Here is a 26,635-nt window from a genome sequence, read left to right as displayed (position 1 = left end):
CGTTACCGGCCGGTCATGTGGCCTGCGCGGCGCCGATCACGGCGGCGGCCGTCGCGGCGAGCACCGAGCGGTCGCGGCCCATGCTCCAGGACACCTCGCCGTCGCGGCGGTACTCGAGGAGGGTCAGCGCCTCCGCGTCGTCGCCGTGGCCGAGCGCGGTCTGGTGCAGCCCGAGCACGTCGATCTTCGCGTCGTGCTCGGCCAGGGCCGCGACGAGCGCCTCGACCGGGCCGGCGCCGTCGACGACGGCGCGGCGCGGCGCACCGTCGACCCGGAGCCCGACGGTGACGCGGCTGCCGGCCCCGGTCTCCTCGACGACGCAGTCGACGAGCTCGAACCGGCCCGTCCCGGCCCGGTAGGCACCCTCGAAGACGGCCCACAGCGCCGCGGCGTCCAGCTCCGCACCGTGCTCGTCGGCGTGGGCCTGGACGTGGCGGGCGAAGTCGATCTGCAGCCGCCGCGGCAGTTCCAGCCCGAGGTCCCGTTCCAACAGGTACGCCATGCCGCCCTTGCCGGACTGGGAGTTGACGCGGATGACGGCGTCGTAGGTCCGGCCGATGTCGGCGGGATCGACGGGCAGGTAGGGCACCCGCCACTCGATCTCCCGCTCCGGGCGCCCCTCGTCGGCGGCACGGGCGCGGTGCTCGGCGAAGCCCTTCTTGATCGCGTCCTGGTGGGTGCCGCTGAACGCGGTGTGCACCAGGTCGCCGACGTACGGGTGCCGGTCGGGCACGGCGATCCCGTTGCACGCCTCGACGGTGCGCCGCACCTCGTCGATGTCGGAGAAGTCGACCATCGGGTCGATGCCCTGCGCGAACACGTTGAGCGCCAGCGTCGCCAGGTCCACGTTGCCCGTGCGCTCGCCGTTGCCGAAGAGGCAGCCCTCCACGCGCTGCGCCCCGGCGAGCACCGCCAGCTCCGCGCAGGCGATACCGGTCCCGCGGTCGTTGTGCGGGTGCACCGAGAGGATCACGCCGTCGCGCCGGGCGAGGTTGCGGTGCATGTACTCGATCTGGTCGGCGTAGACGTTCGGGGTGGCGATCTCGACGGTGGCGGGCAGGTTGAGGATGACGGGCCGCTCCGCGGTCGCGTCCCACAGCGAGGTCACCGCGTCGCACACCTCGAGCGCGTAGTCGGGTTCGGTCAGGTTGAACACCTCGGGCGAGAACTCGAACCGCACGCCGTCCAGGTCTCCCGCCGCGGCCAGCAGGTCGCGGCCGCCGTCGAGGATCAGCTCCCGCAGCTCCGCGCGGTCGCGGCCGAGCACCACGTCGCGCCAGACGGGCGCGGTCGCGGTGTACATGTGGATGACGACGTCGTTCCGGATGCCTTGCACGGATTCGACGGTCCGCTCGATCAGGTCGCGGCGCGCCGGGGTGAACACCACGACGGTGACGTCGTCGGGCGCGATATCGGTCTCCGCGATGAGCCGGACGAAGTCGTAGTCGGTCTGCGAGGCGGACGGGTAGCCGACCTCGATCTCCTTGTACCCCATGGCCGTCATGAGCTCGAAGAATCGGCGCTTGCGCGCGGGGTCCATGGGCTCGGGCAGGGCCTGGTTGCCGTCGCGCAGGTCGACGGGGACCCACAGCGGCGCCGCGGTCAGGCGCCGCGCGGACCAGGAGCGGTCCACAAGGGGGACGTCGACGCGGGCGTAGGCGTCGCGGTAGCGGTGGTGGGGCATCTGCGAGCCCCGCTGCCGGTTCCAGGCGGGCGCGGCGTCCGGGACGGGTCCGCGGGGCGTGTCGATCGTGGGGAAGGGCATGACGGTTCCTTCGTCGAGTCTGCTGCGGGCCGGCGCGAATCCCCCACGGCGGGAGGCCGGCCCGAGAGATCAGGCCCCGCCGTGGCGCGGAAGGAGAAGGAGGCGGAGGTGCTGCGTCATGCGGACGACCCTATCACAACTCCTCAGACAAGCTGAGAAGTATTCTCGACGCATGCCCCCGATCCGCCGCGCCTCGCTCGCCGACCAGGCCGCCGACGCCCTGCTCGCCCGCCTCCGGTCCGGCGAGTGGGCGGTCGGCGACAAGCTGCCCGGCGAGACCACCCTCGCGCCACAGCTCGAGGTCGGGCGCTCGACGGTGCGCGAGGCGATCCGCCGGCTCGCCGGGATCGGCGTGCTCACCACCCGGCAGGGCGCCGGGGTGTTCGTGACCAGGCTCGACACACCTTCCGGCCTCGACGTCCTGCTCGACGGCGCCGCGATCGACGCGGTGCTCGAGGCGCGGATCGCGGTCGAGGTGGAGGCCGCCGCCCTCGCCGCGCGGCGCCGCACCGAGGAGGACCTGGACGCGATCCGCGCCGCGCTCGCGATCCGCGGCGCGCACCGCGCCGACCTGGTGCGCCACGTCGAGACCGACACCGCCTTCCACCGCGCCGTCCTCGCCGCCGCCCACAACCCCGTTCTGCTGGAGATGTTCGACGGCATCGCCGCGCACTTGCGCCGCGCCATGATCGACATGCTGCGGACCCGCGCCGGGGAGTTCGGCGGCGACGACGATCAGCGCTCGCACGCCGAGCTCCTGGCGGCGATCGAGCGGCGCGACGCGGACGCGGCCGCGCGGCTGAGCCGGGAGCACCTGACGGGCATGATCTCCGATCGCGGCGCGCGCTGAGCACGGCCTCCGCGGGTCAGGCGGGACGGTGCTCGGGCGGGACGAGCCGGGTGAGGCGTTCCCGGGTCTCCTCGTCGCGCGGGAGGTAGGTCAGCATCCGCAGCGAGGGCCGGTCCCGCAGGTTGAACGTGCTCACCTGCAGGCGCAGCTCCCCCACCCGCGGATTGCGGATCGTCTTCTCCCAGTCCGCGGCGTCCAGCACCAGGCCCGCGCCCCACAGCTGCGCGAACAACGGCGACGCCGCCTGCAGCCGGTCGAGCAGCGGCTTCCACGCGGGGTCGGCGTGGCTGTCGGCGTAGATCGCCCGGGTCCGCGCCACGACGGCCTCCAGCTCCTGCCGGTCCGCGACGTAGGCGCCGAGCCAGAGCTCGTCGGTGAAGTCGAGCCACAGGCAGTTCCGGTCCTGCGGGGCGAACTCCTCGACGTCGGTGATGAGGAAGCGGAAGGCGCGGTTGTAGCGGATCATGTCGCCCCGCGCGTTGAGCACCACGGCGGGATTCGGCAGGAGGGCGTCGAGGACGGGTTGGACGGTGTCCGTGACGGTGTCCGCGGCCGGGGGGCCGGGCGGATGTCCGGCCAGGCGCAGGACGTGGTCCCGCTCCCCCGGATCCAGCAGGAGCGCGTCGGCGACGGCGCACAGGACCTCCGGGCTGGGATTGACGTCCCGCCCCTGCTCGACCCACGTGTACCAGGTGGTGCCCACGCTGGCGCGCGCCGCGACCTCCTCCCGGCGCAGCCCGGGCGTGCGTCGCCGACCACCGGGCGCCAGCCCCACCTGCTCCGGGGTCACCTGCTCCCGGCGGGTGCGCAGGAAGCGCGCCAGCTCGGCGTTGTTGCGGGTCCCCATGCACCGAGTATCCCCTGTCGCGGGCCCGTCGCCGCGCCGCCGGCCCGGTGGTGTCACTACTAGGATCCGCACGGTCTGGATACCCGGATGGCGGCGGAGCACCGTCGAGCCATGACCTCCGCTCCCCGCCTGACCCGCCGCGGGCTCGCCGTCCTCGGCACCGCCTACTTCCTCACCACCTTCCTCTTCGCCTCGGCGAACGTCGCCGTCCCCGAGGTGGCGCGGCGCCTCTCCGCGTCGCCCGCGCAGCAGACGCTGATCCTGGCCGCGTTCTCGGCGACGTTCGCGACGGCGCTCATCCTGTTCGGCCGGCTCGGCGACAACCGCGGGCGGCGGCGGATCTTCGTCGCGGGCCTCCTCGCCGTCGGGATCGCCTCCGTCGCGGCGGGGTTCGCCCCGGACATCACCTCGCTCCTCGTGCTGCGCGCCGTGCAGGGCGTCGGCGCGGCGGCCTTCACCCCGCAGGTGCTCTCCACGGTGCAGGCGACCGCCGCGGGCGACGCGCGGCGCCGGGCGATCGCGGTGATCGCGGCGACGGCAGGGCTGGGCTTCTGCGGCGGACAGGTGCTGGGCGGCGCTCTGCTCGCCTGGGACCCGGCGGGCCTCGGTTGGCGGGCCGTGTGGTGGTCGGCCGCCGGCATCGCCCTCGTCACCGCGGCCGCCGCCGGAGCTGTGCCCGCCACCCGGGCCGAGCGCAGGCTGCCGCTCGACTACCGTGGCACGGCGCTGCTGACGGTGTCGCTGCTCGCGCTGCTCGTCGGGCTCTCCCTCGGCGGGGCCCTGGGCTGGCCCGCCGGGTCGTGGACGCTGCTCGCGGTGGCCGCCGCGGCCGCGATCGCGTTCTGGTCCACCCAGCGCCGGGTCGAGGCCGCGGGTGGTGCGCCGATGCTGCCGCCGTCGGTGTTCGCGCACCGGCCGATCCGGCTCGGCCTGCTGATGGCGCTGCTGTTCTTCTCCGGCTACGGCGCCCTGATCTTCGAGTTCGCGCTGCTCAGCGAGCACGCCCTCGGGATGAGTCCCGTGGCCTCCGGCCTCGCGCTGGTGCCCTACGGGATCGCCTTCGTCACGGTCTCCCTGGCGCAGTCCACGATCCAGGGCCGCCTCGGGGCGCAGGCGATGCCGGTGGGCGCCGCGCTCAACGCCGTGGGATTGCTCCTGCTCGCCGCGAGCTGCCTCGCGGCGCCGTCGATCTGGGCCTGGGCGGTGCAGCCGGCGCTGATCCTGGTGGGGGCCGCGCAGGCGATGCAGTTCGGGCCGCTGGTCGCCACCATCATGGGCGCGGTCCCGGACCGGATCGCCGGGCTCACCGGCGGTCTGGTGGCGACCGCGCAGCAGGCGGCGCTCGCGCTCGGTGTGGCCACGCTGGGGACCGGCTTCACGGCGCTCAGCGGCCACCTGGCGGCGCAGAACGCGTTCGCCGTGATCCTCGTCGTGCACGCGGCGCTCGCACTCGCCTTCGCGGTGTGCGCGTGGAGCCTGCACGCGCACACCGGCGGACCGTCGGCCGACGACGGGCGCACCGTCGCGGAGCCGGTCAGAAGTCGCCGTTGAAGCGACGCAGCGAGCGGATGGCGCCCACGAGCGCCTCCGACTCGTCGTCGGGCATACCGATGTCGGAGAACACGTCGTTGAGCACGACGGTCGCCTTCTCCACCAGCTCCCGGCCGGCCGGGGTGATGGCGACGAGGGTGGTGCGGCCGTCGGTCGGATGGGGCTTGCGCTCGACCAGCCCGGCCTCGCCGAGCCGATCGATCGCATGGGTGACCGACGAGACGTGCACCTGCAGCCGGGTGCTCGCCTTCGAGATCGGCAGCTCGCCGCGCTTGGTGAAGGCGAGCAGCCGAAGCAGCTCGAACCGGGAGAACGACAGGCGGAAGGGCTTGAGCGCGGCCTCGATCCGCGCCAGCAGGATCTGATGGGCGCGCATCACCGAGGTCACCGCCTCCATGCCGGAGGCCACCTCACCGCCCCAGCCCGCGTCCTCCCAGTTGCGGCGGGCGCGCGCGATCGGGTCCCGGGAATCCGGCTCCGCCATCACACCCGCCTTCCTCGTCGTGGTCGCTACTTCAGCGTCTGGATGATCGCGCTGAAGTCCAGGCCGCCGTTGTCCTGCGCGAACGCAGCGTACAGCTCCGCCGCATGCGTGCCGAGCGGCGCGCGCGCACCGGTGGACGCCACGGCGTCCATCGCCAGGCCCAGGTCCTTGTTCATCAGGGCCGTCGCGAAGCCTGGCTTGAACTCGTTGCCCGACGGTGCCCCCGCCACCGGCCCCGGCACCGGGCAGTTGGTGTGCAGGGACCAGCAGTTGCCGGTGGCACCGGTGACCACGTCGTACAGCGCCTGATCCGCCAGGCCCAGCTTCTCGGCGAGGACGAAGGCCTCGCCCACGACGATCTGCTGCACCGCGAGGATCATGTTGTTGCACACCTTCGCGGCCTGCCCGTTGCCGGAGCCGCCGCAGTGGATCACCTTGCCCGCCATGGGCTCCAGTACCGACTCGGCCGCTGCGAAGGCGGCGTCGTCGCCGCCCACCATGAAGGCCAGCGTGCCGGCGTCGGCGCCCTTGACGCCGCCCGAGACGGGCGCGTCCACCTGCTTCATCCCCGCCGCCACGGCCAGGGCGTTGACCGCACGGGCGTCGTCGACCGCGATGGTGGAGCTGTCGATGAACAGCGTGCCCGGCGCGGCGTGCGGGAGGACCGATTCGTACACCGATGTCACGATGGCGCCGTTGGGCAGCATCGTGACCACGGCGTCGGCACCGGCCACCGCCTCCTCGGCGGTGTCGATCACGGTGACGCCGGCGGCGCGGGCCGCCTCCTGCGCCGCCGGGACGAGGTCGAAGCCGCGCACCGTGTGGCCGGCCGCGACGAGGTTCTTCGCCATCGGCCCGCCCATGTGGCCGAGGCCGAGGAATGCGATCGTGCTCATCAGAGGTGCCTTCCCTACTTGCCCTGGACGCGGGCGGCCTCGGCGCGGCCGATCACCATCCGCATGATCTCGTTGGTGCCCTCGAGGATCCGATTCACCCGCAGGTCGCGGACGATCTTCTCGACACCGGTCTCGTGCAGGTAGCCGTACCCGCCGTGCAGTTGCAGCGCCTGGTCCGCGACCTGGTAGCAGGTCTCGGTGACGAACTTCTTGGCCATCGCGCACAGCTCGACCTTGTCGGGGTCGTTCTCGTCGAGCGCGGTCGCCGCGCGCCACAGGATCAGGCGCGAGGCCTCGAGCGAGGTGGCCATGTCGGCGAGCGCGAACCGGATGGTCGGCTCGTCGATCAGCTTGCGACCGAAGGTCTCCCGCTCGGTCATGTACTGCAGCGCCTTGTCGTACGCGGCCTGCGCTCCACCCAGGGAGCAGGCGGCGATGTTGAGCCGGCCGCCGTTGAGCCCGTTCATGGCGATGCCGAAGCCCTTACCGGCACCGTCGGTCCCGCCGAGCATGCGCGAGGCCGGGATCCGCACGTTCTCGAAGATCACCTGGGTGGTGGGCTGGCTGTGCCAGCCCATCTTGACCTCGGGCGGACCGAAGGACAGCCCCGGTGTTCCCTTGTCCACCAGAAAGGTCGAGATGCCGCGGGCGCCCTCGCCCTCGCTGCGCGCCATGACGACGTACAGGTCGGAGGCGCCGCCGCCGGAGATGAACTGCTTGGTGCCGTTGAGCACGAAGTCCTCTCCGTCGCGCTCGGCCTTGGTGGTCAGGGAGGCCGCGTCCGAGCCGGCCCCCGGCTCGGTGAGGCAGTAGCTGGCCATCACGTCCATCGGCGCCAGCTTGGGGATCCACTCCTGCCGCTGCTCCTCGGAGCCGTAGGTGTCGACCATCCACGTGCACATGTTGTGGATCGAGATGAACGCCGCGGTCACCGGGTCGCCCTTGGCGAGCTCCTCGAAGATGCGCACGCCGTCGAGCCGGCGCAGGCCGGACCCGCCCACGTCCTCGCGGGTGTAGATGGCGGCCATGCCGAGGCTGCCCGCCTCCTTCATCTCCTCCACCGGGAAGTGCTTGGTGGCGTCCCATTCGAGCGCGTAGGGCGCGAGCCGCTTGCGGGAGAAATCGCGCGCCATCTCGACGATGGCGAGGTCGTCGCCCGTCAGATTGGGGTAGGGCACGTGCCGCTCCTAGTGCATCGTCGGGATGGAGAACTCCGCGCCGTCCTTGACGCCCGAGGGCCAGCGCGAGGTCACCGTCTTGGTCTTGGTGTAGAACAGGATCGAGTGCGGGCCGTGCTGGTTCAGGTCGCCGAAGCCGGAACGCTTCCAGCCGCCGAAGGTGTGGTACGCCACGGGAACCGGGATCGGCACGTTGACGCCGACCATGCCGACCTCGACGCGCGCCACGAAGTCGCGGGCGGCGTCGCCGTCGCGGGTGAAGATGGCCACGCCGTTGCCGTACTCGTGCTCGGTGGGCAGCGCGAGGGCCTCCTCGTAAGTGTTCGCGCGGACGATGCACAGCACCGGGCCGAAGATCTCGTCCGTGTAGATCGACATGTCCTTGGTGACGTGATCGAACAGCGTGGGGCCGAGGTAGTTACCACCGGAGAGGTCGGCGTCGCCGAAGGTCAGCTCGTCGCTGGTGCGGTCGCGACCGTCGACCACGAGGTCCGCGCCGGCGTCCACGCCCTGCTGGATGTAGCTGCGGGTGCGTTCCACCGCGGCCGGGGTGATGAGCGGGCCGTAGTCGGCCTTCGGGTCGTGGCTGTGCCCCACGCGCAGCTGCTGCACGCGCTCGACGAGGCGCTCGCGCAGGCGGTTCGCGGTCTCCTCGCCGACGGGCACGGCCACCGAGATCGCCATGCAGCGCTCGCCGGCGGAGCCGTAGCCGGCACCGATGAGGGCGTCCACGGCCTGGTCCAGGTCGGCGTCCGGGAGGATCACCATGTGGTTCTTGGCGCCGCCGAAGGCCTGGCTGCGCTTGCCGTTCTTCGCGCAGGTCTCGTAGATGTATTGCGCGATGTCCGAGCTGCCGACGAAGCCGACGGCCTTGACGTCCGGGTTGTTCAGCAGCGCGTCGACGGACTCCTTGTCGCCGTGGACGACCTGGAAGACACCCTCGGGCAGGCCGGCCTCGATGAACAGCTCGGCCAGGCGCACCGGCACGGAGGGGTCGCGCTCGGAGGGCTTGAGGATGAAGGCGTTGCCGCAGGCCAGGGCCGGGCCGGCCTTCCACAGCGGGATCATGGCCGGGAAGTTGAAGGGCGTGATGCCGGCGACGACACCGAGCGGCTGGCGCATCGAGTAGACGTCGATGCCGGTGCCGGCACCCTCGGTGTACTCGCCCTTGAGCAGGTGCGGGATGCCGATCGAGAACTCGATGACCTCGATGCCGCGCTGGATGTCACCCTTGGCGTCGGCCACGGTCTTGCCGTGCTCGCTGGAGAGCAGCGAGGCGAGCTCGTCGACGTTCTGGTTGACGAGGTCGATGAACTTCATGAAGACGCGGGCGCGACGCTGCGGGTTGAACGCGGCCCACTGCGACTGCGCCTTCTTGGCGCGTGCGACGACGTCGTCGACCTCCGCGGTGCTGGCGAGCGGAACGGTGGCCTGCACCTGACCCGTGCTCGGGTCGAAGACGTCCGCGGTGCGGCCGGTGCCCTCCACCCGGCGACCGTCGATGAAATGCGGGATGGTGCGCACGTCAGCCATGCTGTGTCCTTCTCTCTCGATCGAGGTCCATCGCGAATCCCTTGCGCGATGTGTTGCCCATCACTATATACTTGGATATCCAAGTAATCAACCGGAAGGCGTGAAAGTGACCAGTGCACAGGGGTATCGGGACTTCCTGGCCGCCCGCGACCTGCTCGTGGAGCTCGCGGAGGACTACGACGCGGCGCGCGAGCGGTTCGCCTGGCCGCAGCTCGACGAGTGGAACTTCGCCCTCGACTGGTTCGATCGCGTGGCCGAGGGCAACGACGCCCCCGCCCTCTGGATCGTGGAGGAGGACGGCTCCGAGTCGAAGTTCAGCTACGCCGAGATGAGCGCCCGCAGCAACCGCGTCGCCAACTGGCTGCGCGAGCGCGGCGTCGCCCCCGGCGACCGGATCCTGCTGATGCTCTCGAACCAGGTCGAGCTCTGGGACGTGATGCTCGCGGCGATCAAGCTCGGCGCGGTCGTCATCCCCGCCACCACCCTGCTCGCCGAGGGCGACATCGCCGATCGGATCACCCGCGGCGGCGCCAAGCACGTGATCGTGCGCAGCGAGCTCGCCGAGCGGGTTCCCGCCGACGCGCAGGTCAGCCGCATCGTCATCGGCTCGCCCGTGCCGGGCTGGGAGACCTTCGCCTCCGCCTACACCGCGCCCGACACGTTCACCCCGACGCACACCACCCGAGCCGACGACACCCTGCTGCTGTACTTCACCTCCGGCACCACCAGCGCGCCGAAGTTGGTCGAACACACCCATGCGAGCTACCCGGTGGGCCACCTGTCGACGATGTACTGGATCGGGCTGCGCCCCGGCGACGTGCACCTGAACGTGAGCTCGCCCGGCTGGGCCAAGCACGCGTGGAGCAACGTCTTCACGCCGTGGATCGCGCAGGCCTGTGTGTTCATCTACAACTACAACCGGTTCGACGCGGCCGCGCTGATGAAGCAGATGGAGCGGGCCGGCGTCACCAGCTTCTGCGCGCCGCCCACGGTGTGGCGCATGCTGATCCAGGCCGACCTCGCGGCGCTGAAGACCCCGCCGCGCGTCGTCGTGGGCGCCGGCGAGCCCCTCAACCCCGAGGTGATCACCCGCGTCCGGAACGCCTGGGGCGTGACGATCCGGGACGGCTTCGGCCAGACGGAGACCACGGTGCAGGTGGCGAACACGCCGGGTCAGCCGCTCAAGGACGGGTCGATGGGCCGCCCGTGCCCCGGCTACGACGTGGTGCTCGTCGACCCGGCCACCGGCGAGCAGGGCGTGGACGAGGGCGAGATCTGCCTGCGCCTGGACCCGCGGCCGCTCGGCCTCATGGTCGGCTACCACGGCGACGCCGAGAAGACCGCGAAGGTGATGGAGGGCGGGGTCTACCACACCGGCGACGTCGCCTCGAAGGACGCGGACGGCTATCTGACCTACGTCGGCCGCACCGACGATGTCTTCAAGTCCAGCGACTACAAGATCAGCCCGTTCGAGCTGGAGTCCGTTCTGCTGGAGCATGATGCAGTGGCGGAGGCCGCTGTCGTCCCCGCGCCCGACGAGCTGCGACTGGCGGTGCCGAAGGCGTACATCGTTCTCGCGGAGGGCTTCTCGCCGGACGAGGTTACGGCGAAGTCGATCTTCGACTACAGCCGCGAGCACCTCGCGCCGTACAAGCGGGTGCGCCGCATCGCCTTCGCCGAACTCCCCAAGACCATCAGCGGCAAGATCCGCCGCGTGGAGCTGCGCAAGGCGGAGGAGCAGGGGCTGACCTCCGCGGAGTTCCGCGAGTCCTGACGGAATCACCATTGTCCCGTTGGAGATCGTGAATTAGCCTCGCTACATGACCTCACCCCCGCCGCCGGCTCTGCTGCTCGAAGACCTGCACGTCGCCTTCGGCGGCAAGCCGGCGGTCGCGGGGGTGTCGCTGTGGGTGCCCCAGGGCTCGATGTTCGGCCTGGTGGGGCCCAACGGCGCCGGCAAGACCACCTCCCTGTCGATGGCGGTGGGCCTGCTGCGCCCCGGCCACGGCCGGAGCCTCGTCTTCGGTGTGGACGTCTGGCAGGACCCGATCACCGCGAAGCAGCTCATCGGCGTGCTGCCCGACGGACTCTCGTTACCCGACCAGTTCACGGGCGGCGAGTTGCTGACCTACCTGGGGCGGCTGCGCGGGATGGACGAGGCGACGATCGCAGCCCGGCGCGACGAGCTGCTCGCGGTCCTGGGGCTCACCGATGCGCACCGCACCGTGATCGCCGACTACTCGGCCGGCATGACGAAGAAGATCGGCCTGGCCTCGGCACTGCTGCACAGCCCGCGACTGCTCGTCCTGGACGAGCCCTTCGAATCGGTCGACCCGGTCTCGAGCACCACGATCCGGTCGATCCTCATCGAGTACGTGCGGGGAGGCGGCACCGTCATCCTCTCCAGCCACGTGATGGCGACGGTGGCGCAGCTGTGCACGCATGTGGCGGTGATCAACGCCGGACGGGTCGCGGCGGCGGGCACCGTCGACCAGGTCCGGGCGGGCGGAACCCTGGACGACGCCTTCGTCCGGCTGGTCGGCGGCCCGGCGCACACGGGCGGGTTGTCGTGGCTGCAGTCGTGACCGCGCCGGAGGCGGACCTCCACCGCGTCGTCGCCTCCATGCAGTGGACGCTCTACAAGCGCCGGTCGACGGGCGGGCGCCTCGCGGTCACCATCGTCCTCGGGATCCTCGGCACCCTCGCGGCGCTCGGCCTCGTCCTCGGCGCCGTGGCCGCGGGACTCGAGCGCAGTTCCTCCGCCGCCGCGTACATCGCGGCCACCCTGGTGGGGATCGGCGTCCTCTGGGCGTACCTGCCGGCGCTCTCCGGTTTCTCCGACAACACCCTGCAGCCGCGCCAGTTCACGCTGCTGCCGCTGCAGCCGGGTCCGCTCGCGCGGGCTCTGTTCCTCGCCTCGCTGATCGGCGTCCCCGTGCCGCTGACGGCGCTCGCCTTCCTCTCGGTGATCGGCTACGCGGCGGCCCGGGCGCCGCTCACCCTGGTCCTCGCGGCGCCCGCCGCGCTGCTCACTGTCGTCCTCGTCGTCGCGCTGTCGCGGGTGATCTCGCTGACCCTGTCGCAGGCGGTCCGCACCCGGCGGGGCCGGGAAGCCGCGCTGCTGCTCTTCGTCGCGGGCTTCTGCGTGCTGTACGCCGGCCAGTTCCTGCTCAACAAGCTGCTCGCGACGGCCGGCGACGACGGTCCGCGCATCGCACTCGCCATCCCCTTCGCGTGGGGCATCGCCGCCGTCGAGCGCGCAGTCGACGGCCAATGGGGCATCGCCCTCGGCGCCGTCGCCGGGCTGGCCGCCCTCGATGCGGCGCTCCTCGCCGCCTGGCAGAGCCTGGTGCGACGGCTGTTCGCCGGCGCGGTGCCGGTGCCGACGTCCTCGCGCAGCGGTCGCGAGCGGCGCGGCCGCCTCCGCGGCGGATGGCGCGCCGGCCCGCGGGGCGCGGTGGTCGCGCGCGAGCTCTCGCTGTGGGGCGGCGACGTCCGCCGCCGGTATCAGCTCATGGCGCCCATCGCCTTCGGCATCATGAGCGGCGTGCTCCCGCTGTTCGTCGACGACTTCCCGTTCGACGCCCGGTGGGGCGCGTGGATGGTGCTGCTGATGGCGGTCATGTCGGGCCTGAACCTCTACGGACTGGACGGCCGCTCCTTCTGGCACATCGCGATGATCCCGCGCGCCGCGGGCGCCGACGTGCGCGGGCGACAGCTGGCGTGGGCGCTGGTGATCGCCCCGATCGCGGTCCTGCCGGTGATCATCGTCCGCGCCTTCGGCGATGATCCCCTCGATCGCCTCGCGGTCCCGGCGGCCGTCACCGTCTGCGCGATCGGAGTCGGCGCGGGCCTGGTCGTCCTCGCCTCGGCCGCGGCGCCGTACCCCGTCCCCGAGGCGCGCAAGATGATGTCCGTCGCCACCCGGAACTCGTCGAGCGGCGCAGCGATCGGCTGGGCCTTCGCCTCCGCCGGCATCCTGGTGGTCACGGTGGGCCCGTGCGCGCTGCTCGGGGCGCTGCTGCCCGGCGCCGCCTCGTGGATCGCCGTGCCCGTGGCGGCGGCCGTCGGCGGGGCGGGGTGGTGGCTGCTCGGCCGCTCCGCGGTCCAGCGGTTGCAGCGCAGCCCCGATCAGATCCACTACGCCGTGACGCGCGCCTGACCCGGCGCTCGCGGGTCCGTCAGTCGGCGCGAACGGACGCGATGACGCTCGCGCGCACGGCCGCGTGCCAGCACGCGTCCGGATCGCCCGCGCACCAGGCGCGCAGCGCCGCACCGACGATCGCGTAGGCCAGCGCCGCGGGATCGACCGCGGGTGACAGCCGGCCGCCGTCCACGGCGGACTCCAGGGTGGCCGCCACCGCTGCGGTGACGCCGTCGAAGCCGGCGGCCCCGTCGCCGAGCACCTCGGCGGCCCGGTCCCGCAGTGCGGGGCGTGCCGCCAGCAGCCGGGCGAAGGCGGTGGCCGCGGGCTGTGTCAGAGCGTCGAGCTGAGCGCAGAGCACGTCGGGGAGCGCCCACGCGTCGTTGCCGGTCTCCGCCGCGTCCGCGGCCAGCAGGAAGCTCCGGTCCACCGCGTAGGCCGCCAGGAACGCGTCGAAATCGCCGAAGTGCGCGTGCAGCAGGCCGGTGGCCACGCCCGCCTGCGCGGTGACCGCGCGTCCCGACAGCCCGTCGACGCCGCTGCGCAGCACGACGGCCTCGGCGGCCGCGAAGAGGCGCTGGCGCGCTCCGTCGATCGCGACTCCTCTGGGCATGAGTCGATTCTACGAGTCCGCCGCCCCCGCTTGCGCCAGGTATGAACAGATGCTCATACTGAGAATGAACAGTCGCTCAAACTGAGGAGGAACTCGTGCCGGACGACACCGACAGCCCACTGCGCATCCTGATCGCCGGCGCGGGGATCGCGGGCCTCGCGGCGGCACTGCGCCTGCGCCGCGACGGGCACCACGTCCTCCTCATCGAGCGCGCCCCGGCGCGTCGGACCGGCGGCTACCTGGTCAACCTCCTCGGGCCGGGGTTCGACGCCGCCGAAGCACTGGGCCTGGTCCCAGCACTCCGGGATCGGGACCAAGGGATCTTCTCCTCGGTGCTCGTCCGCGCCGACGGCAGCACGAAGCTCACCATGCCGGCGGCCCTCGCCGAACAGTCACTCGGATCGCGCGCACTCACCCTCTTCCGGGGCGATCTCGAGGCGGTCCTGCACGACGCCCTCGACGACGGTGCACCGATCCGGTTCGGCACCACCGTCACCGGGATCGACGGGCCGCCCGACGGGCCGCTGCGCATCACCCTCAGCGACGGCACCGAGCACAAGGTGGACCTGCTCGTCGGAGCCGACGGGCTGCACTCGGGGGTCCGCGATCTGGCCTTCGGCCCGCCGGGCGGGTACATCCGCGATCTGGACCACGTCGTGGCCGCGTTCCCGCTCGATCCGCCGCCCGCGGCGCTGCCGGAGCAGACCGCGGCCACCTTCATCGACGTGGGCCGCACGGCGGCCGTGTTCCGCCCCCGCCGGGGCGTCCCGTCGGCGTTCTTCACCTACCGAACGACATCCGCGTCGGCCGACGTGGCGGGCGGGACCGCGACCGCACTGGCCGCGCACTTCGGGGACCTGTCGGGATCGGTGCACGAGGCGGTGCGACGGTCCGCCGGCGTCGACGGCGCGTACTTCGACACCGTGAGCCAGGTGGTCATGGGCGCGTGGAGCGCGGGCCGCGTGGTCCTGCTCGGCGACGCCGCCTGGTGCGTCTCGGTGTTCGCGGGGCACGGCGCGGGCCTCGCACTCGCCGGTGCCGACCGATTGGGTCGCGCGATCGCGGACCGCCCGGGCGACGTCGCGGCGGCGCTGCGCTCGTGGGAGGAGGACCTGCGGCCGGAAGTCGCTGCGCGCCAGCGCCACGCGCGCGCGGGGATGGCGCGGTTCGCGCCGCCGAGTCGGCTGCACCTCGGCGCGCAGAACCTCATGATCCGGATGCTGACCGCGCCGGTCGTCGGCCCCTCCCTCCTGCGCGCCGTCAGCCGCACGCCTCGGTGAGCGGGCGCTCCGCGCGGAGCTTGCCGTTGTGCGGATCGCAAAATACGGTGAGGGAGGATTCCACGACGAGCAAGGGAGCACCCCGTGTCCGAGATCGCGTACAAGAACACCCGCTTCGATCCCGAAGGGCACCCGTTCAACGAAGCCGCCAAGCCCCTCGCCGAGGCGGTCGGCTACACCGCCGAACTGTCCGTCGAACCGAAGCTCGCCGAACTCCTACGGCTGCGGGTCTCCCAGGTGAACGGCTGCGCGTTCTGCAACATCCTGCACGGGCAATCGGCGCGCGACAACCAGATCCCGCAGGCCAAGATCGACGGCCTCACCTCGTACGCGAACTCCGACCTGTTCACGGAGGCGGAGAAGACCGCGCTGCGGTACTGCGATGCGCTCACCGTGCCGAACACCGATGATTTCGACCGCTTCCACCAGGCGATGACCGAGCACTTCACGATCGAGCAGATCAAGGACGTCGCGGCGGCCGTGATCAACATGCACCTGTGGACCCGATGGAAGCTCGCGCAGGGCCAAACGCCCTACTACACCGACGCGCCCTCCTGATCGCCCGACCGGCCCGGCGGGACAGGCGAATCGGCAACGATTCCCGCCGGCCGGTCGTAAGCTCGTCTGGTCATGCTGACCTACGTGCTCGACGTCCGCGACCTGTCGGACGTGCGCTTCGTGCTCGCCCCGCTGAACGAGACGGCGCTGAGCCTGTTCCACCTGAACTCCGAGCATGACGGCGCCGCGCATCTGCATCGCTGGCGCGAGAACGCGCGTGCGCAGAGCGATCGCTACGACCACCGGTTGATCAGCGCATTGATCGCACCGTCGGGCAAGGCGATCCCGGACTTCCTGACCCCGGTGCCCGAGCCCGGGGTATCGCGCCCGTCGCTCACGGAGGGTTTGACGGCGATCGCGGAGACCGATCCGGCACTCATCCACACCCAACTCGACGAGCTGCGCGAGGGCGCCGATCCGTCGCCGGCACTGGCCCGATTGCTCGACGATCCCGAGCGGGCGGGCCCGCGCATCGCCGGCGCGCTGGAGCGCTACCACCGGGTGACGATCGCCCCGATCTGGCCCGCGGTCAATCGGATCCTGGAGGCGGACGTCACCTTCCGCGGGCGCGAGCTCGCGCTCGGCGGCCCGACGCAGCTGTTCGCCTCGCTCAACCCCAACCTGAGCTGGGATCGCGACGGGCGGTTGCGCCTGGACCTGGCCTACGCACGCGATGCGGGCGAGTACGCCACGGCGGGACGCGGACTGGTGCTCATTCCCAGCGTCTTCCTCACCCGGCTGGTGAGCGCCCACTCGCCGGAAACGGCGGCGCCGCACGTGGGCTATCCGGCCCGGGGCAGCGCGACCCTCACGGAATCGGTGCGCGAGGTGCCGCCCGGGGCGCTGCGGCGCTTGATCGGCGGGGCGAAGGCCGACGTGCTGCACGCGCTCGACGAGCCCGTGGCCGTGAGCGAAGTGGCGCGCCGGCTGGAGATCTCCCCCTCGGCGGTGTCCCAGAGCCTGCGGGTGCTCTACGAGAACGGCCTGATCGACCGAGCCCGGAGCGGGCGCGAGGTGCTCTACCGGCGCACGACCGAGGGTGATCGACTGGTGCGCGGCCACCGCCCGTGAGGGATCAGAAGCGCAGTGCGGCGGGACCGGTGTACTCGGGGTTCGCGGAGACGAAGCGCTGCAGGGCGGCGCGCATGCCGGCGGCCGCGAACCCGGAGCGCGGAGCGGCGGTGGGCAGCGCGGCGGCGTCGTGGATGTCCGCGAGGCGGGCGTAGACGGTGCCGGCGGTCGGGTCGGCGGTGAGGTTCTTGAAATCACGGTAGCTGGTCATGACCACAAGTAGACCCGCCTCCGCGGACCTGCGCCATTCTTTAAGTGATGACCTAAATTGTGATCGGGGACACTGTGTGCTGGAACACTTTCGGCGCGCGGGTCACCGAGCGACCTCACGCCGTCCCGCATCGATCCGCCGCGTCCACCCGCGGCCGTCGAGCAGCTCCAGCAGAGGCACCGCGACCCGGCGGCTGGTGCCGAGCGCCTGCCGCGCCTGCGAGACCGTGAAGGGCTGCGACAGCGCGGCGAGCTCCCGCATGGCCAGCGCGGGGGCGTGCGGCGCGAGCACGACTCCGTCCGCCACGCGGAGCAATCTCCCCGCCCGCTCGGCCGCCGCGAGCTCGCGCGGACCGAGCCGCAGCGCCGCCAGGTCGTCGGCCTCCGGCGCGGCGAAGGGCGTTCGCGCCAGGCGGCGTTCGATCTCGGCGACGCCCGACTCCGCCGGCCCGAGGTCCGTGCGGTGTCCGGGGAGGGCGAGCCTGCCCCCGTCGGACTCGAGTCCGGCACCGTCGAGCACCGTTGACAGCAGCGCCGGATCGGGCAGCTCGAGCGCCTCGCGCGCCGCGCCCAGCGACAGGCCCGCCGCCAGGGGATCGCGTGCGTGCAGATCGGCGACCGCCCCACGCAGGCGGGCCTGCCAGCCGTCCAGGGCCGCGTCGTGGATCCACCACGCGCCGGCCACGCGCACCCCGTCCGGGACCTCGTCGCCGAAACCCAGATCGTCGAGCCGCTCGCGCCGCACCGCACCGCGGCGCGCGACCTCGGCGAGCAGGTCACCCTCGGTGCCGCGCCCGGCGAGGGCGCTCGCCCGCCGCCCACCGTCGCCTCGGCGCCGCAGCGTCGGCGGATCCGCGTCGAGCACCCGCGCGCCGCCCACGATCCGCTTGGCCCCCGGATCGCGCAGTACGAGCGGATCGCCCGCGGCCAGCGGAAGTGCCCGCGCGAGGGTGAGCCGGGCGTGGTCGTCTCCGAACGGCCGCACGCGGGCCGGGACGGCGACGGTACCGGCGTGCACTGTCAGCCACTCCGGGAGCACCGCATCGTCGTCCGCGCGGGAGACGCGCACGTCGACGACGCCGGTGGCCGGCCACTGACCGGGCGTGAGCAGCGCGTCCCCTCGGTGGATCTCCTCGACCGCCACGCCCCGCAGGTTCACCGCCAGCCGGGAGACCGGTCCGACCGCTTCCTCGGCGACGCCGTGCCGCTGCAGGCCGCGCACGGTGACCCGGCGAGCACCGCGTGCGCCGAGCAGCTCCAGCTCGTCGCCCACCCGCACGGTGCCGGCGGGCACGGTGCCCGTGACCACGGTGCCTGCCCCGACGATGGAGAACGCCCGGTCGATCCAGATCCGTACGCGCGCTTTCTGATCGGGCTCGGGGAGGTCGTCGAGCACGGCGTCGAGCCCAGTGCGCAGCTCGTCCAGGCCGGCGCCGGTGACGGCGGAGACGGCCACGACGGGAGCGTCCGCCAAGCCTGTTCCGGCGAGGTTGCGGCGCGCCTGATCGCGCACGGCGTCCACTCGGTCGGGCGCGCGGTCCGCCTTGGTGATCACGATCAGGCCGTGCTCGATCCCCAGCGCCGCCACGGCGTCGCGGTGATCGTCCGACTGCGCGCTCCACCCCTCGTCGGCAGCGATCACGAAGCAGACCACCGGCACCGGGCCGAGCCCGGCCAGCATGTTGCCCAGGAAGCGCTCGTGGCCGGGGACGTCGACGAAAGCCAGTTCCCGCCCGGACGGCAGTGCCGTCCAGGCGAATCCGAGGTCGATGGTGAGCCCACGACGCCGCTCCTCGACCCAGCGATCGGGCTCGATCCCGGTCAGGGACCGCACCAGCGTTGACTTGCCGTGATCGACGTGGCCGGCGGTGGCTACGACGTGCATGCGAGCACCGCCTCCGCCACGGCCCCGTCGAAATCCTCGGGGACGCAGCGCAGGTCGAGCAGGCAGGCACCGTCGGACAGGCGTGCCAGCACCGGCGGCTCCCCGGCCCGCAGCGGGGCGGCGATCTCCTCGGGCAGGCGGACGGCCCAGCCCGGTAGCGGGACTCCGGGTGCGCCACCCCCACCGACCCGGCCGTCGTGCGGGACGACGGTGCCGCCCACGCGTTCGGCCAGTCGCTCCGCGCGGCGGCGCAGCACCGCGGGGTCGGCGTGCAGGTAGGCGAGCACGGGCGCCTCCGGCCCACCCACGGTGGCCTCCAGTGCGGCGAGCACGAGCTTGTCGGCGCGGACCGCGCGGGCGAGCGGGTGGCGGGCCAGGCGGGTGACGAGTTCGCCGCGGCCGAGCAGGATTCCGGCCTGGGGTCCGCCCAGCAGCTTATCGCCGCTGGCGGTCACGAGGTCGGCGCCCGCGGCGAGCGCGGACGCGGCGTCGGGCTCGCCGGGCAGCGCGGGATCGGCGGCGAGCAGTCCGCTGCCGAGATCCATCACGAGCGGCACGTCGCCGCACACGGCGCGGAGCTCTTCCAGCGGAACGTCCGCGGTGAAGCCCTCCACCCGGAAGTTGCTGGGGTGCACCTTGAGCACGCACCCGGTCTCCGGCCCGATCACCTCGGCGTAGTCGCGGGCGTGGGTGCGGTTGGTGGTGCCCACCTCGCGCAGCCGCGCACCGGTGGAGGCGATGAGGTCCGGCAGGCGGAAGCCGGCGCCGATCTCGATCAGCTCGCCCCGGCTGATCACCACCTCGCGCCCCGCCGCCAGCGCGGTGGTGGCGAGGACCAGGGCGGCCGCGCCGTTGTTGACCACCAGCGCCTCCTCCGCCGCGGGGCACGCGGCGAGCAGGGCGGCCCGCGCCGCCACCCCGCGCTTGCTGCGGGTGCCGGTGCCGAGGTCCAGTTCGACGTCGGTGTAGCCGGCGGCGTCCACGAGGGCCGTGACCGCGGCGCCCGAGAGCGGCGCGCGGCCCAGGTTGGTGTGCACCACGACGCCGGTCGCGTTCAGGACGGGGCGCAGGGACGCCGGCGAGGCCGTGGCGAGGTCGCGCTCCACGGTCGCGGCGACCGCGTCGGGATCGAGATCCCCGCGGCGCGCGGCGTCCTGGGCGGCGGCGATCGCGGCGCGCACCCGGCGCTCGCCGAGGCGCTCGCTCGCGGCGACCATCGCGGGCGCGCCGAGCAGCCGGTCGGTGCGCGGAATCCGCCTGCGGGGGTCCGTCACGCGTCCTCCTCGGAACTCGCCTGCTCGCGCCGCGCCGGTGGGGCGTGGCGGAGGTGGACGGGAATCGAACCCGCCAGACCGAGATACTCGACCTCACCGGTTTTGAAGACCGGGGGGCCCACCAGGAACCCAGACACCTCCGCCGACCAACATAGCCGCCCACGACGGGTGCGGTACCGGTCCCCCGGGGGCGCCCGCCCCGCCGGGGCTACGGTGGGGCCATGACCGACGAGATCGCCCGGCTCACCTCCTTCGCGCACGGCGGCGGCTGCGCCTGCAAGATCCCGCCGGGCGAGCTGGAGGACGCAGTGCGCGGGCTCACCGGGCAGGTCGCGCCCGACGTGCTGGTCGGCCTGGACGACGGTGACGACGCGGCCGCGGTCCGGCTCTCGGACGACCTCGCGGTGCTCTCCACCGCAGACTTCTTCACCCCCGTGGTCGACGACGCCTTCGACTGGGGCCGGATCGCCGCGGCCAACGCCCTCTCCGACGTGTACGCGATGGGCGGCCGACCCGTGATGGCGATCAACCTGGTCGGCTGGCCGCGCGAAGAGCTGCCGATGGAGCTGATGACCGAGGTGCTGCGTGGCGGGCTCGCCGTGGCGCAGGAGGCCGGGTGCCCCGTCATCGGCGGGCACAGCATCGACGATCCGGAGCCCAAGTACGGCATGGCCGTGACCGGCGTCGCCCATCCGGACCGCCTGCTGCGCAACGACTCCGCCGTCGCCGGCCTGCCGCTCACACTCACCAAGCCGATCGGCGTCGGGCTGCTCAACAATCGCCACAAGCGCACCGGCGAGGTCTTCGAGTCCGCCCTCGCGACCATGACGACGCTCAACCGGGACGCGGCCGCCGCGGCCCTCGACGCGGGCGCCCGTGCCGCCACCGACGTCACCGGCTTCGGTCTGCTGGGCCACCTGTTCAAGATGTGCCGCGCGTCCGGGATCGGCGCGGAGATCGACGCCGCCGCGGTGCCGCTGGTCGACGGCGCCCGCGAGGCGATGCGCGACGGCTTCGTCTCCGGCGGAACGCGCCGCAACCTCGACTGGGTGGCGCCGCACGTGGACGCCGACGGCGCCACCGAGGAGGATCTGCTGTTCCTCGCCGACGCGCAGACCTCCGGTGGTCTCCTCGTCGTCGGCGAGGTGCCGGGTTACCCCGTGATCGGCCGGACGACCGCCGAGGCGGCCGGACGCATCGTCATCCGGTGATCGAGTCGCCCGTGTTCCCCGCCGCGCGGCGGGCCGCGAGGCGCCGCTTCTGCGGTTCGATGGTGTAGCGCGGGTAATTGGCCGACTCGAGACCGGCCTCGAAGACCCCGAAGCGGGTGCAGGCCGAGGCCGCCATGAGCGCACCCCCGGACAGGGCGGCGAGGCACCGTCGGACCCGACCCCGACGACCTCCCGTGAGGAGCGCGCCCACGCCGCCGGCGACCGCGAGCCGCTCGGCCCAGCGCATGAGTTTCCCGGGGGTGCCGTGATGCAGGGGCTCGGCCGCCACGGAGTCCATGCGGGACTCCATGATCCGGGTCGCGGCCACGTCGCCGATCACGCCGAGAACGGCGAGGTTCCGGGCGGGCGCGGCCTCGTCCGCGGGCGTGGTCACCAGGGCCAGGCCACCGGCGGCCAGGCTCGCCGAGCTGACGAAGACGAAGGGCAGGTCGCGGTAGGCGGCGTTCCAGGTGGGCATCGCTGTGTCCGCCAGGAGCACCGCGGTGTAGGCGGCCAGCGGCGTCGCGAAGACCGCCGCGCCGAGCCCCGCCGGCGCCTCACCGAACCGGAGCACCGCCCGCAGGGGGCCGAGCGGGAGCCGCTCCCCCAGGAACCGGTCCACCTCCGCCGCCGCGGCGACGCCGATCAGACCGCTGTAGCCCGAGAGGATCCACGAGCCGACACTCATCGGCGAGGTCACCTTGAAGGTGCGCATCATGTGCAGGAAGCGTTCGGGGCGACCGAGATCCGCGACGAGCGCCAGCGCGCCGACGCCCGCGGCGCCGAGACCGGCGAGGCGGGCGTTGCGGCGCAACGCGGGGTACCCCGCGAGCTGTGCGCCCGCGGCGAGCAGGCCCGAGCCGCCGGCGACGCCGCCCAGGAACAGGTACGCGCCGACGGGCGCCTCCCACGGTGGCGGCTTCACGATCGGGTGGCCGTAGTAGCCGTCGACGTGCTCGATCACGGCCTCGGGCACCATCAGGTCGTCGGGGCGGCGACGCCTGCCGGAGCCGTCGCCGCGCCTACCGCGCCGCTCGGGCCGGGGCGGGCGGAACTGGTCGAACTCGGAGCTGGTCACCGGCGGCCCTTCTTCCGCGCCGAGAGGAACGAGACCGCGGCCGCGGCGATCATGCCGGCGGCGGCGGTGCCGGCGCGCTTGTACATGGTCATCAGGTCGGCGGTGCACACCCGCGGGTCGGGCGGCAGGCCGTACACCTCGGGTTCGTCGAGCAGCAGGAACACCGAACCGGTGCCGCCCACCCCGTCGTCGTCGTTCGCGCCGTACAGCCGCGCCTCGGTCATGCCCTGCGCGTGCAGCTGCGCGACGCGCTCGCGGGCCGTCGCCACCATCTCCTCGCGCTCGCCGAACTTGATCGACGTGGTGGGACAGGTCTTGGCGCACGCCGGCGTCTCATCATCACGGAGCCGGTCGTAGCAGAGGGTGCACTTCTGGGCGATCCCGCGGTTGTCCACCGGCGGCTGCTCGCCCTTGCGGTGCCCCTCGCGGACCGTCGGGGCGACGGTGCCGTCGCTGCGCCGCTCGACGACGCCGAAGGGGCAGCCGGCCACGCAGGTGCCGCAGCCGTTGCAGATGTCGTTCTGCACCACGACGGTGCCGAACTCGGTGCGCATCATCGCGCCGGTCGGGCACACGTCGAGGCACCCCGCGTGGGTGCAGTGCTTGCACACGTCGGAGGACATGAGCCAGCGGAACTCCGGGGTGTCGGGCGGGGTCACGTCGGCCTCGCCCCACGCCGGCATGGTCTCGCCCGCAGGCGTCTCCGCGCTCACCGGCGCGGCGCCGCGCACGGCGGGCATGCCGAGACCGACCAGCGCGCGGCCGGATTCGCGGGCGCGCTCGATGCTCTCGCGGTCCTGCTCGATGAACGCCACGTGCCGCCAGGTGCTGGCGCCGAGCGCGACGGTGTTGTCGTAGGACATGCCGGTGAGCTCGAGGTCGCCGTCGCGCGGGTTCCGGTTCCACTCCTTGCAGGCCACCTCGCACGCCTTGCAGCCGATGCAGATGGACGTGTCCGTGAAGAAGCCGCGACGGGCCTCGTGCACGTGCCAGTGCGCGTCGGCACTCGGGTCGGTGGGGCCGGTCAGCTGTCCCATCAGGCCTCCCTCGGCGGCGTCAGCCGCACGTTGTCGGTGTCGACGGTGACGCCCGCCCGGTCCCGGTAGCTCTGCACCAGATCCTCGAGCGCCGCGCCGCGCGGCCGGCGGCCCGCGATCACCGTGCAGGAGCCCACCTTCGACTCCTGGATCTGGGTGTTCGGGTCGAGAGTGACTCCGATCAGATCGTTCGCGGCGTCGCCCGTCACCACGGCATCGCTGCCGACGCCCCAGTGGTACGGCAGGCCGACCTGGTGCACGGTGCGACCGCCGACGGTCAGCGGGCGCATGCGCTCGGTGACCAGGACGCGGCACTCGATCGCGGCGCGGGGCGAGATGATGGTGGCCCAGCCCTCGTTCTCCAGCCCGCACTCGGCGGCCAGGCCCGGCGAGACCTCGCAGAACATCTCCGGCTGCAGCTCCGCGAGGTACGGCGACCAGCGGCTCATCCCGCCCGCGGTGTGGTGCTCCGTGAGCCGGTAGGTGGTGAAGACGTACGGGTAGACGTCCGCCCCGGGATCGCCCGCGCTCGGCGCGTCGAGGTTGTCCTCGCGCGGGAAGAGCACGCGGGCGGGCGCCTGCTGCTGCGGGTGGATCGCGTTGCGCACCGGCGATTCCTGCGCCTCGTAGTGCGTGGGCAGCGGACCGTCGACCAGGCCCGTGGGCGCGAACAGCCACCCCTTGCCGTCGGACTGCATGATGAACGGATCGTCGCCGGCGAGCGCCTCGGCCCCCGTCGCCCCGGGCTCCGGGACGGTGCCGGGGGCGAGCGTCGCCGGGAAATCGGGGACGTCGGCACCGGTCCAGCGCCCGGCCGCCTCGTCCCACCACAGGTACTTCTTGCGCTCGCTCCACGGCCGTCCCTGCGGGTCCGCCGAGGCGCGGTTGTAGAGCATGCGGCGGTCCGCCGGCCACACCCAGCCCCACTCGGACTGCGTGATCCCGCCGCCGCCCTGCGGAACGCGGCGCGCGGCACGGTTGGCGCCGTCGGCGTAGACGCCGGTGTAGATCCAGCAACCCGCGATCGTCGAACCGTCGGCCTTGAGCTCCGTGTAGGTCGTGAGGTTGCGCCCCGCGTCCGGCCCGGAGACGAAGCGACCGTTGATCTCCGAGAGCACCGCCTCGGGGTCAGGGTTGCCGTGCTCGTCCATGGGGTAGTCCCAGGTGAGGTCCAGTAGCGGGCGGTCGCGCTCGTCGGTCGAGCCGGCGAGGCGTTCGCGGATCCGCAGGCCGAGCTCGTAGAAGAAGTCGAGCTCGCTCTGCGCCTGGCCCGGGGGCTGCACGGCCTGGTGGCGCCACTGCAGCATCCGCTGGGTCTGCGTGAACGAGCCCGCCTTCTCGACGTGCGTGGCGGCGGGCATGAAGAAGACCTCGGTGCCGATCTCCTCGGTGCGCAGCTCACCGGAGGCGATCTCGGGGCCGTCCTTCCACCAGGTGGCCGACTCGATCATGTTCAGGTCGCGCACCACGAGCCACTTGAGCTTCGCCATGCCCATGCGCTGCTGGCGTCCGTTCGCGGAGCCGACGGCCGGGTTCTGGCCGAGCACGAAGTACCCGTCGACCTTCCCGTCGAGCATGTCGACGGCGGTCTGGTACGTGCCCGCGGGGCCGTTGAGCTTGGGCAGGTAGTCGTACGCGAAGTCGTTCTCGGCCGTCGCCGCGTCGCCGTACCAGGCCTTGAGCAGGCTGATCATGTAGGCGTCCGCGTACTGCCAGTAGCCCTTGCCCGTCTCCGGGCGGACGGCGGCGAGGTAGTCCGCGAGGGTGTCGTGCCTGCCCACCGAGGGCATCGGCAGGTAGCCGGGCAGCAGGTTGAACAGCGTGGGGATGTCGGTCGAGCCCTGGATGCTGGCGTGCCCGCGCAGCGCCATGATGCCGCTGCCCGGCCGTCCGACGTTGCCCAGCAGCAGTTGCAGGATCGCGGCCGTGCGGATGAACTGCGCACCCATCGTGTGCTGCGTCCAGCCGGTGGCGTAGCCGAAGCACGTAGTGCGCTCGCGTCCGGAGTTGCTCGTGATCGACTCCGCCAGGTAGGCGAACTCGGCCGGCGAGATGCCGCACATGTCGGCGACGACCTCGGGGGTGTAGCGCGCGTAGTGCCGGCGCACCACCTGGAAGACGGTGCGCGGGTCCTGCAGCGTCTCGTCGCGCCCGGGCGCGTACTGCCAGGTCGACTGGTCGTACTTGCCGGTCTCCGGGTCGAACCCGGAGAACAGGCCGTCGAGGTCCTCCGTGTCGCGGAAGTCCTCGCCCACCATCTCGGCCGCGTTGGTGTACGCCACGACGTAGTCGTGGAAGTAGGCGTCGGTGGCGAGCACATGGTTGATGAGCCCACCGAGCAGCACGATGTCGGAGCCCGCGCGGATCGGCACGTGCCGGTCCGCCACCGCGGAGGTCCGCGTGAACCGAGGGTCGACGTGGATCACCCGCGCGCCGCGGGCCTTCGCCTCAGCGACCCACTGGAACCCGACGGGATGCGCCTCGGCCATGTTGCCGCCCATGAGCACGATGCAATCCGCGTTGGCCATGTCCTGCAGGGACTGGGTGGCGCCGCCGCGCCCGAACGAGGCTCCCAGACCGGGAACCGTGGCGGAGTGTCATATCCGGGCCTGGTTCTCGATCTGGATGGCGCCCGCGGCGGTGAACAGCTTCTTGATGAGGTAGTTCTCCTCGTTGTCGAGCGTGGCGCCGCCGAGCGAGGCGATGCCCATGGTGCGGCGCAGCGGCCGCCCGTGCTCGTCGAAGTCCTGCCAGCCGTGCCGCCGCGCCTCGACGAACCGGTCGGCGATCATTTCGATCGCGGTGTCCCGGTCCAGGTCCTGCCACTCGGTGGCGTACGGGGCGCGATAGCGGATCTTCGTCTGCCGCAGCGGGTTGTTCACCAACTGCTCGCTGGAGGAGCCCTTGGGGCAGAGCCGCCCGCGCGAGATGGGCGAATCCGGATCGCCCTCGATCTGGATGACCTTCTCGTCCTTGACGTAGACCTTCTGGCCGCAGCCGACGGCGCAGAACGGGCAGACGCTCTGCACCACGCGGTCGGCGGTCTTCGTGCGCGGCTCGAGCGCGCGGGTGCGCGGAGACTCGACGGCCGGGCCGCGGCCGAAGACGTCCCCGGAGCGGAGTTGCCGCAGCACGGGCCATTCGAGGGGGCTGAACCTCGTCATGCTCCT

The 26,635-nt window shown here is 72.6% G+C and carries 22 protein-coding genes and 1 tRNA gene; 9 read left to right on the top strand and 14 right to left on the bottom strand.

The window, feature by feature from the left end:
* Nucleotides 1-13: 13 nt before the first annotated feature.
* Nucleotides 14-1,765, bottom strand: coding sequence for a 2-isopropylmalate synthase (locus BLQ62_RS07015; protein WP_068566528.1), 1,752 nt, complete (start codon nt 1,763-1,765; stop codon nt 14-16).
* 172 nt (nt 1,766-1,937) lie between these two features.
* Between BLQ62_RS07015 and BLQ62_RS07010 the strand changes: the two genes are divergently transcribed.
* Complete coding sequence (locus BLQ62_RS07010; RefSeq protein ID WP_068566530.1) at nt 1,938-2,615, top strand: FadR/GntR family transcriptional regulator; 678 nt, start codon at nt 1,938-1,940, stop codon at nt 2,613-2,615.
* Nucleotides 2,616-2,631: 16 nt separating this feature from the next.
* Here BLQ62_RS07010 and BLQ62_RS07005 read toward each other — a convergent pair whose 3' ends face one another.
* Nucleotides 2,632-3,462: a helix-turn-helix transcriptional regulator gene (locus BLQ62_RS07005; RefSeq protein ID WP_068566532.1), complete on the bottom strand. Its 831-nt coding sequence runs from the start codon at nt 3,460-3,462 to the stop codon at nt 2,632-2,634.
* Nucleotides 3,463-3,573: 111 nt separating this feature from the next.
* On the opposite strand from BLQ62_RS07005, the gene BLQ62_RS07000 reads away from it, so the two are divergent.
* Entirely contained in the window at nt 3,574-5,013 is a 1,440-nt protein-coding gene (locus BLQ62_RS07000) for an MFS transporter (RefSeq protein WP_068566534.1), read from the top strand.
* Here the strand turns inward: BLQ62_RS07000 and BLQ62_RS06995 are convergent.
* Genes BLQ62_RS06995 through BLQ62_RS06980 form a run of 4 tightly spaced genes read right to left on the bottom strand, consistent with a single transcriptional unit; the run spans nt 4,997 to nt 9,104 of the window.
* Nucleotides 4,997-5,497, bottom strand: coding sequence for a MarR family winged helix-turn-helix transcriptional regulator (locus tag BLQ62_RS06995; RefSeq protein ID WP_068532559.1), 501 nt, complete (start codon nt 5,495-5,497; stop codon nt 4,997-4,999). The genes BLQ62_RS07000 and BLQ62_RS06995 overlap by 17 nt on opposite strands.
* Before the next feature lie 26 nt (nt 5,498-5,523).
* A complete protein-coding gene (mmsB, locus tag BLQ62_RS06990) occupies nt 5,524-6,393 on the bottom strand; it encodes a 3-hydroxyisobutyrate dehydrogenase (RefSeq protein ID WP_068566536.1) in 870 nt (289 codons plus the stop codon).
* Between the two features lie 14 nt (nt 6,394-6,407).
* Nucleotides 6,408-7,571, bottom strand: coding sequence for an acyl-CoA dehydrogenase family protein (locus BLQ62_RS06985; protein ID WP_269451322.1), 1,164 nt, complete (start codon nt 7,569-7,571; stop codon nt 6,408-6,410).
* Nucleotides 7,572-7,580: 9 nt separating this feature from the next.
* Nucleotides 7,581-9,104, bottom strand: coding sequence for a CoA-acylating methylmalonate-semialdehyde dehydrogenase (locus BLQ62_RS06980; protein WP_068566538.1), 1,524 nt, complete (start codon nt 9,102-9,104; stop codon nt 7,581-7,583).
* 106 nt (nt 9,105-9,210) lie between these two features.
* On the opposite strand from BLQ62_RS06980, the gene BLQ62_RS06975 reads away from it, so the two are divergent.
* From BLQ62_RS06975 to BLQ62_RS06965, 3 genes are read left to right on the top strand one after another with little or no spacing between them, the layout of a single operon-like run.
* Complete coding sequence (locus tag BLQ62_RS06975; RefSeq protein ID WP_068566540.1) at nt 9,211-10,878, top strand: AMP-binding protein; 1,668 nt, start codon at nt 9,211-9,213, stop codon at nt 10,876-10,878.
* 46 nt (nt 10,879-10,924) lie between these two features.
* Complete coding sequence (locus tag BLQ62_RS06970) at nt 10,925-11,689, top strand: ABC transporter ATP-binding protein (RefSeq protein ID WP_068532566.1); 765 nt, start codon at nt 10,925-10,927, stop codon at nt 11,687-11,689.
* Nucleotides 11,674-13,266 carry an ABC transporter permease gene (locus BLQ62_RS06965; RefSeq protein WP_139184170.1) on the top strand — a complete coding sequence of 531 codons (1,593 nt, stop codon included), beginning with the start codon at nt 11,674-11,676 and terminating at the stop codon, nt 13,264-13,266. The genes BLQ62_RS06970 and BLQ62_RS06965 overlap by 16 nt, the downstream gene beginning before the upstream one ends.
* A 19-nt stretch (nt 13,267-13,285) precedes the next feature.
* Here the strand turns inward: BLQ62_RS06965 and BLQ62_RS06960 are convergent, their stop codons facing one another.
* A complete protein-coding gene (locus BLQ62_RS06960) occupies nt 13,286-13,861 on the bottom strand; it encodes a TetR/AcrR family transcriptional regulator (RefSeq protein ID WP_068566545.1) in 576 nt (191 codons plus the stop codon).
* A 95-nt stretch (nt 13,862-13,956) separates the two neighbouring features.
* Between BLQ62_RS06960 and BLQ62_RS06955 the strand changes: the two genes are divergently transcribed.
* The 3 genes from BLQ62_RS06955 to BLQ62_RS06945 all read left to right on the top strand — a co-directional run bounded on the left by BLQ62_RS06955 (nt 13,957) and on the right by BLQ62_RS06945 (nt 16,770).
* On the top strand, nt 13,957-15,141 hold the full coding sequence (locus BLQ62_RS06955; RefSeq protein WP_068566547.1) for an FAD-dependent oxidoreductase: 1,185 nt from the start codon (nt 13,957-13,959) through the stop codon (nt 15,139-15,141).
* 84 nt (nt 15,142-15,225) lie between these two features.
* On the top strand, nt 15,226-15,699 hold the full coding sequence (locus BLQ62_RS06950; protein ID WP_068532579.1) for a carboxymuconolactone decarboxylase family protein: 474 nt from the start codon (nt 15,226-15,228) through the stop codon (nt 15,697-15,699).
* 72 nt (nt 15,700-15,771) lie between these two features.
* Complete coding sequence (locus BLQ62_RS06945; RefSeq protein WP_068566549.1) at nt 15,772-16,770, top strand: ArsR/SmtB family transcription factor; 999 nt, start codon at nt 15,772-15,774, stop codon at nt 16,768-16,770.
* Nucleotides 16,771-16,774: 4 nt separating this feature from the next.
* On the opposite strand, the gene BLQ62_RS06940 is transcribed toward BLQ62_RS06945, so the two are convergent.
* The 4 genes from BLQ62_RS06940 to BLQ62_RS06925 form a co-directional block, all read right to left on the bottom strand.
* Nucleotides 16,775-16,981: a hypothetical protein gene (locus BLQ62_RS06940; RefSeq protein ID WP_133298544.1), complete on the bottom strand. Its 207-nt coding sequence runs from the start codon at nt 16,979-16,981 to the stop codon at nt 16,775-16,777.
* A 102-nt stretch (nt 16,982-17,083) separates the two neighbouring features.
* Nucleotides 17,084-18,865, bottom strand: coding sequence for a selenocysteine-specific translation elongation factor (selB, locus tag BLQ62_RS06935; protein ID WP_068566551.1), 1,782 nt, complete (start codon nt 18,863-18,865; stop codon nt 17,084-17,086).
* Nucleotides 18,853-20,082 carry an L-seryl-tRNA(Sec) selenium transferase gene (gene selA / locus BLQ62_RS06930; protein ID WP_414929919.1) on the bottom strand — a complete coding sequence of 410 codons (1,230 nt, stop codon included), beginning with the start codon at nt 20,080-20,082 and terminating at the stop codon, nt 18,853-18,855. Before selA ends, selB begins: the two co-directional genes overlap by 13 nt.
* Nucleotides 20,083-20,184: 102 nt before the next feature.
* Nucleotides 20,185-20,280 (bottom strand) — tRNA-Sec (locus BLQ62_RS06925).
* 80 nt (nt 20,281-20,360) lie between these two features.
* Between BLQ62_RS06925 and selD the strand changes: the two genes are divergently transcribed.
* The gene (gene selD / locus BLQ62_RS06920; protein WP_068566554.1) at nt 20,361-21,350 is read left to right on the top strand and encodes a selenide, water dikinase SelD; all 990 of its coding nucleotides are present in this window, start codon (nt 20,361-20,363) and stop codon (nt 21,348-21,350) included.
* Here selD and nrfD read toward each other — a convergent pair.
* The 3 genes from nrfD to fdnG are packed head-to-tail and all read right to left on the bottom strand — an operon-like array spanning nt 21,340 to nt 26,629.
* Nucleotides 21,340-22,428 (bottom strand): NrfD/PsrC family molybdoenzyme membrane anchor subunit, encoded by a 1,089-nt coding sequence (gene nrfD / locus BLQ62_RS06915; protein ID WP_068566556.1) that lies wholly within the window; start codon nt 22,426-22,428, stop codon nt 21,340-21,342. The two genes, selD and nrfD, sit on opposite strands and share 11 nt — an antisense overlap.
* Nucleotides 22,425-23,465: a 4Fe-4S dicluster domain-containing protein gene (locus BLQ62_RS06910; protein WP_068566558.1), complete on the bottom strand. Its 1,041-nt coding sequence runs from the start codon at nt 23,463-23,465 to the stop codon at nt 22,425-22,427. Before BLQ62_RS06910 ends, nrfD begins: the two co-directional genes overlap by 4 nt.
* Nucleotides 23,465-26,629, bottom strand: a complete 3,165-nt coding sequence (fdnG, locus tag BLQ62_RS06905; protein ID WP_174234944.1) for a formate dehydrogenase-N subunit alpha — start codon at nt 26,627-26,629, stop codon at nt 23,465-23,467. Before fdnG ends, BLQ62_RS06910 begins: the two co-directional genes overlap by 1 nt.
* Nucleotides 26,630-26,635: the final 6 nt, after the last annotated feature.

This window comes from Tsukamurella pulmonis, from assembly GCF_900103175.1.
Taxonomy (GTDB): domain Bacteria; phylum Actinomycetota; class Actinomycetes; order Mycobacteriales; family Mycobacteriaceae; genus Tsukamurella; species Tsukamurella pulmonis.
Note: the sequence above shows the minus strand (reverse complement) of the source record. Positions and strands in the feature narration are given on the sequence as shown.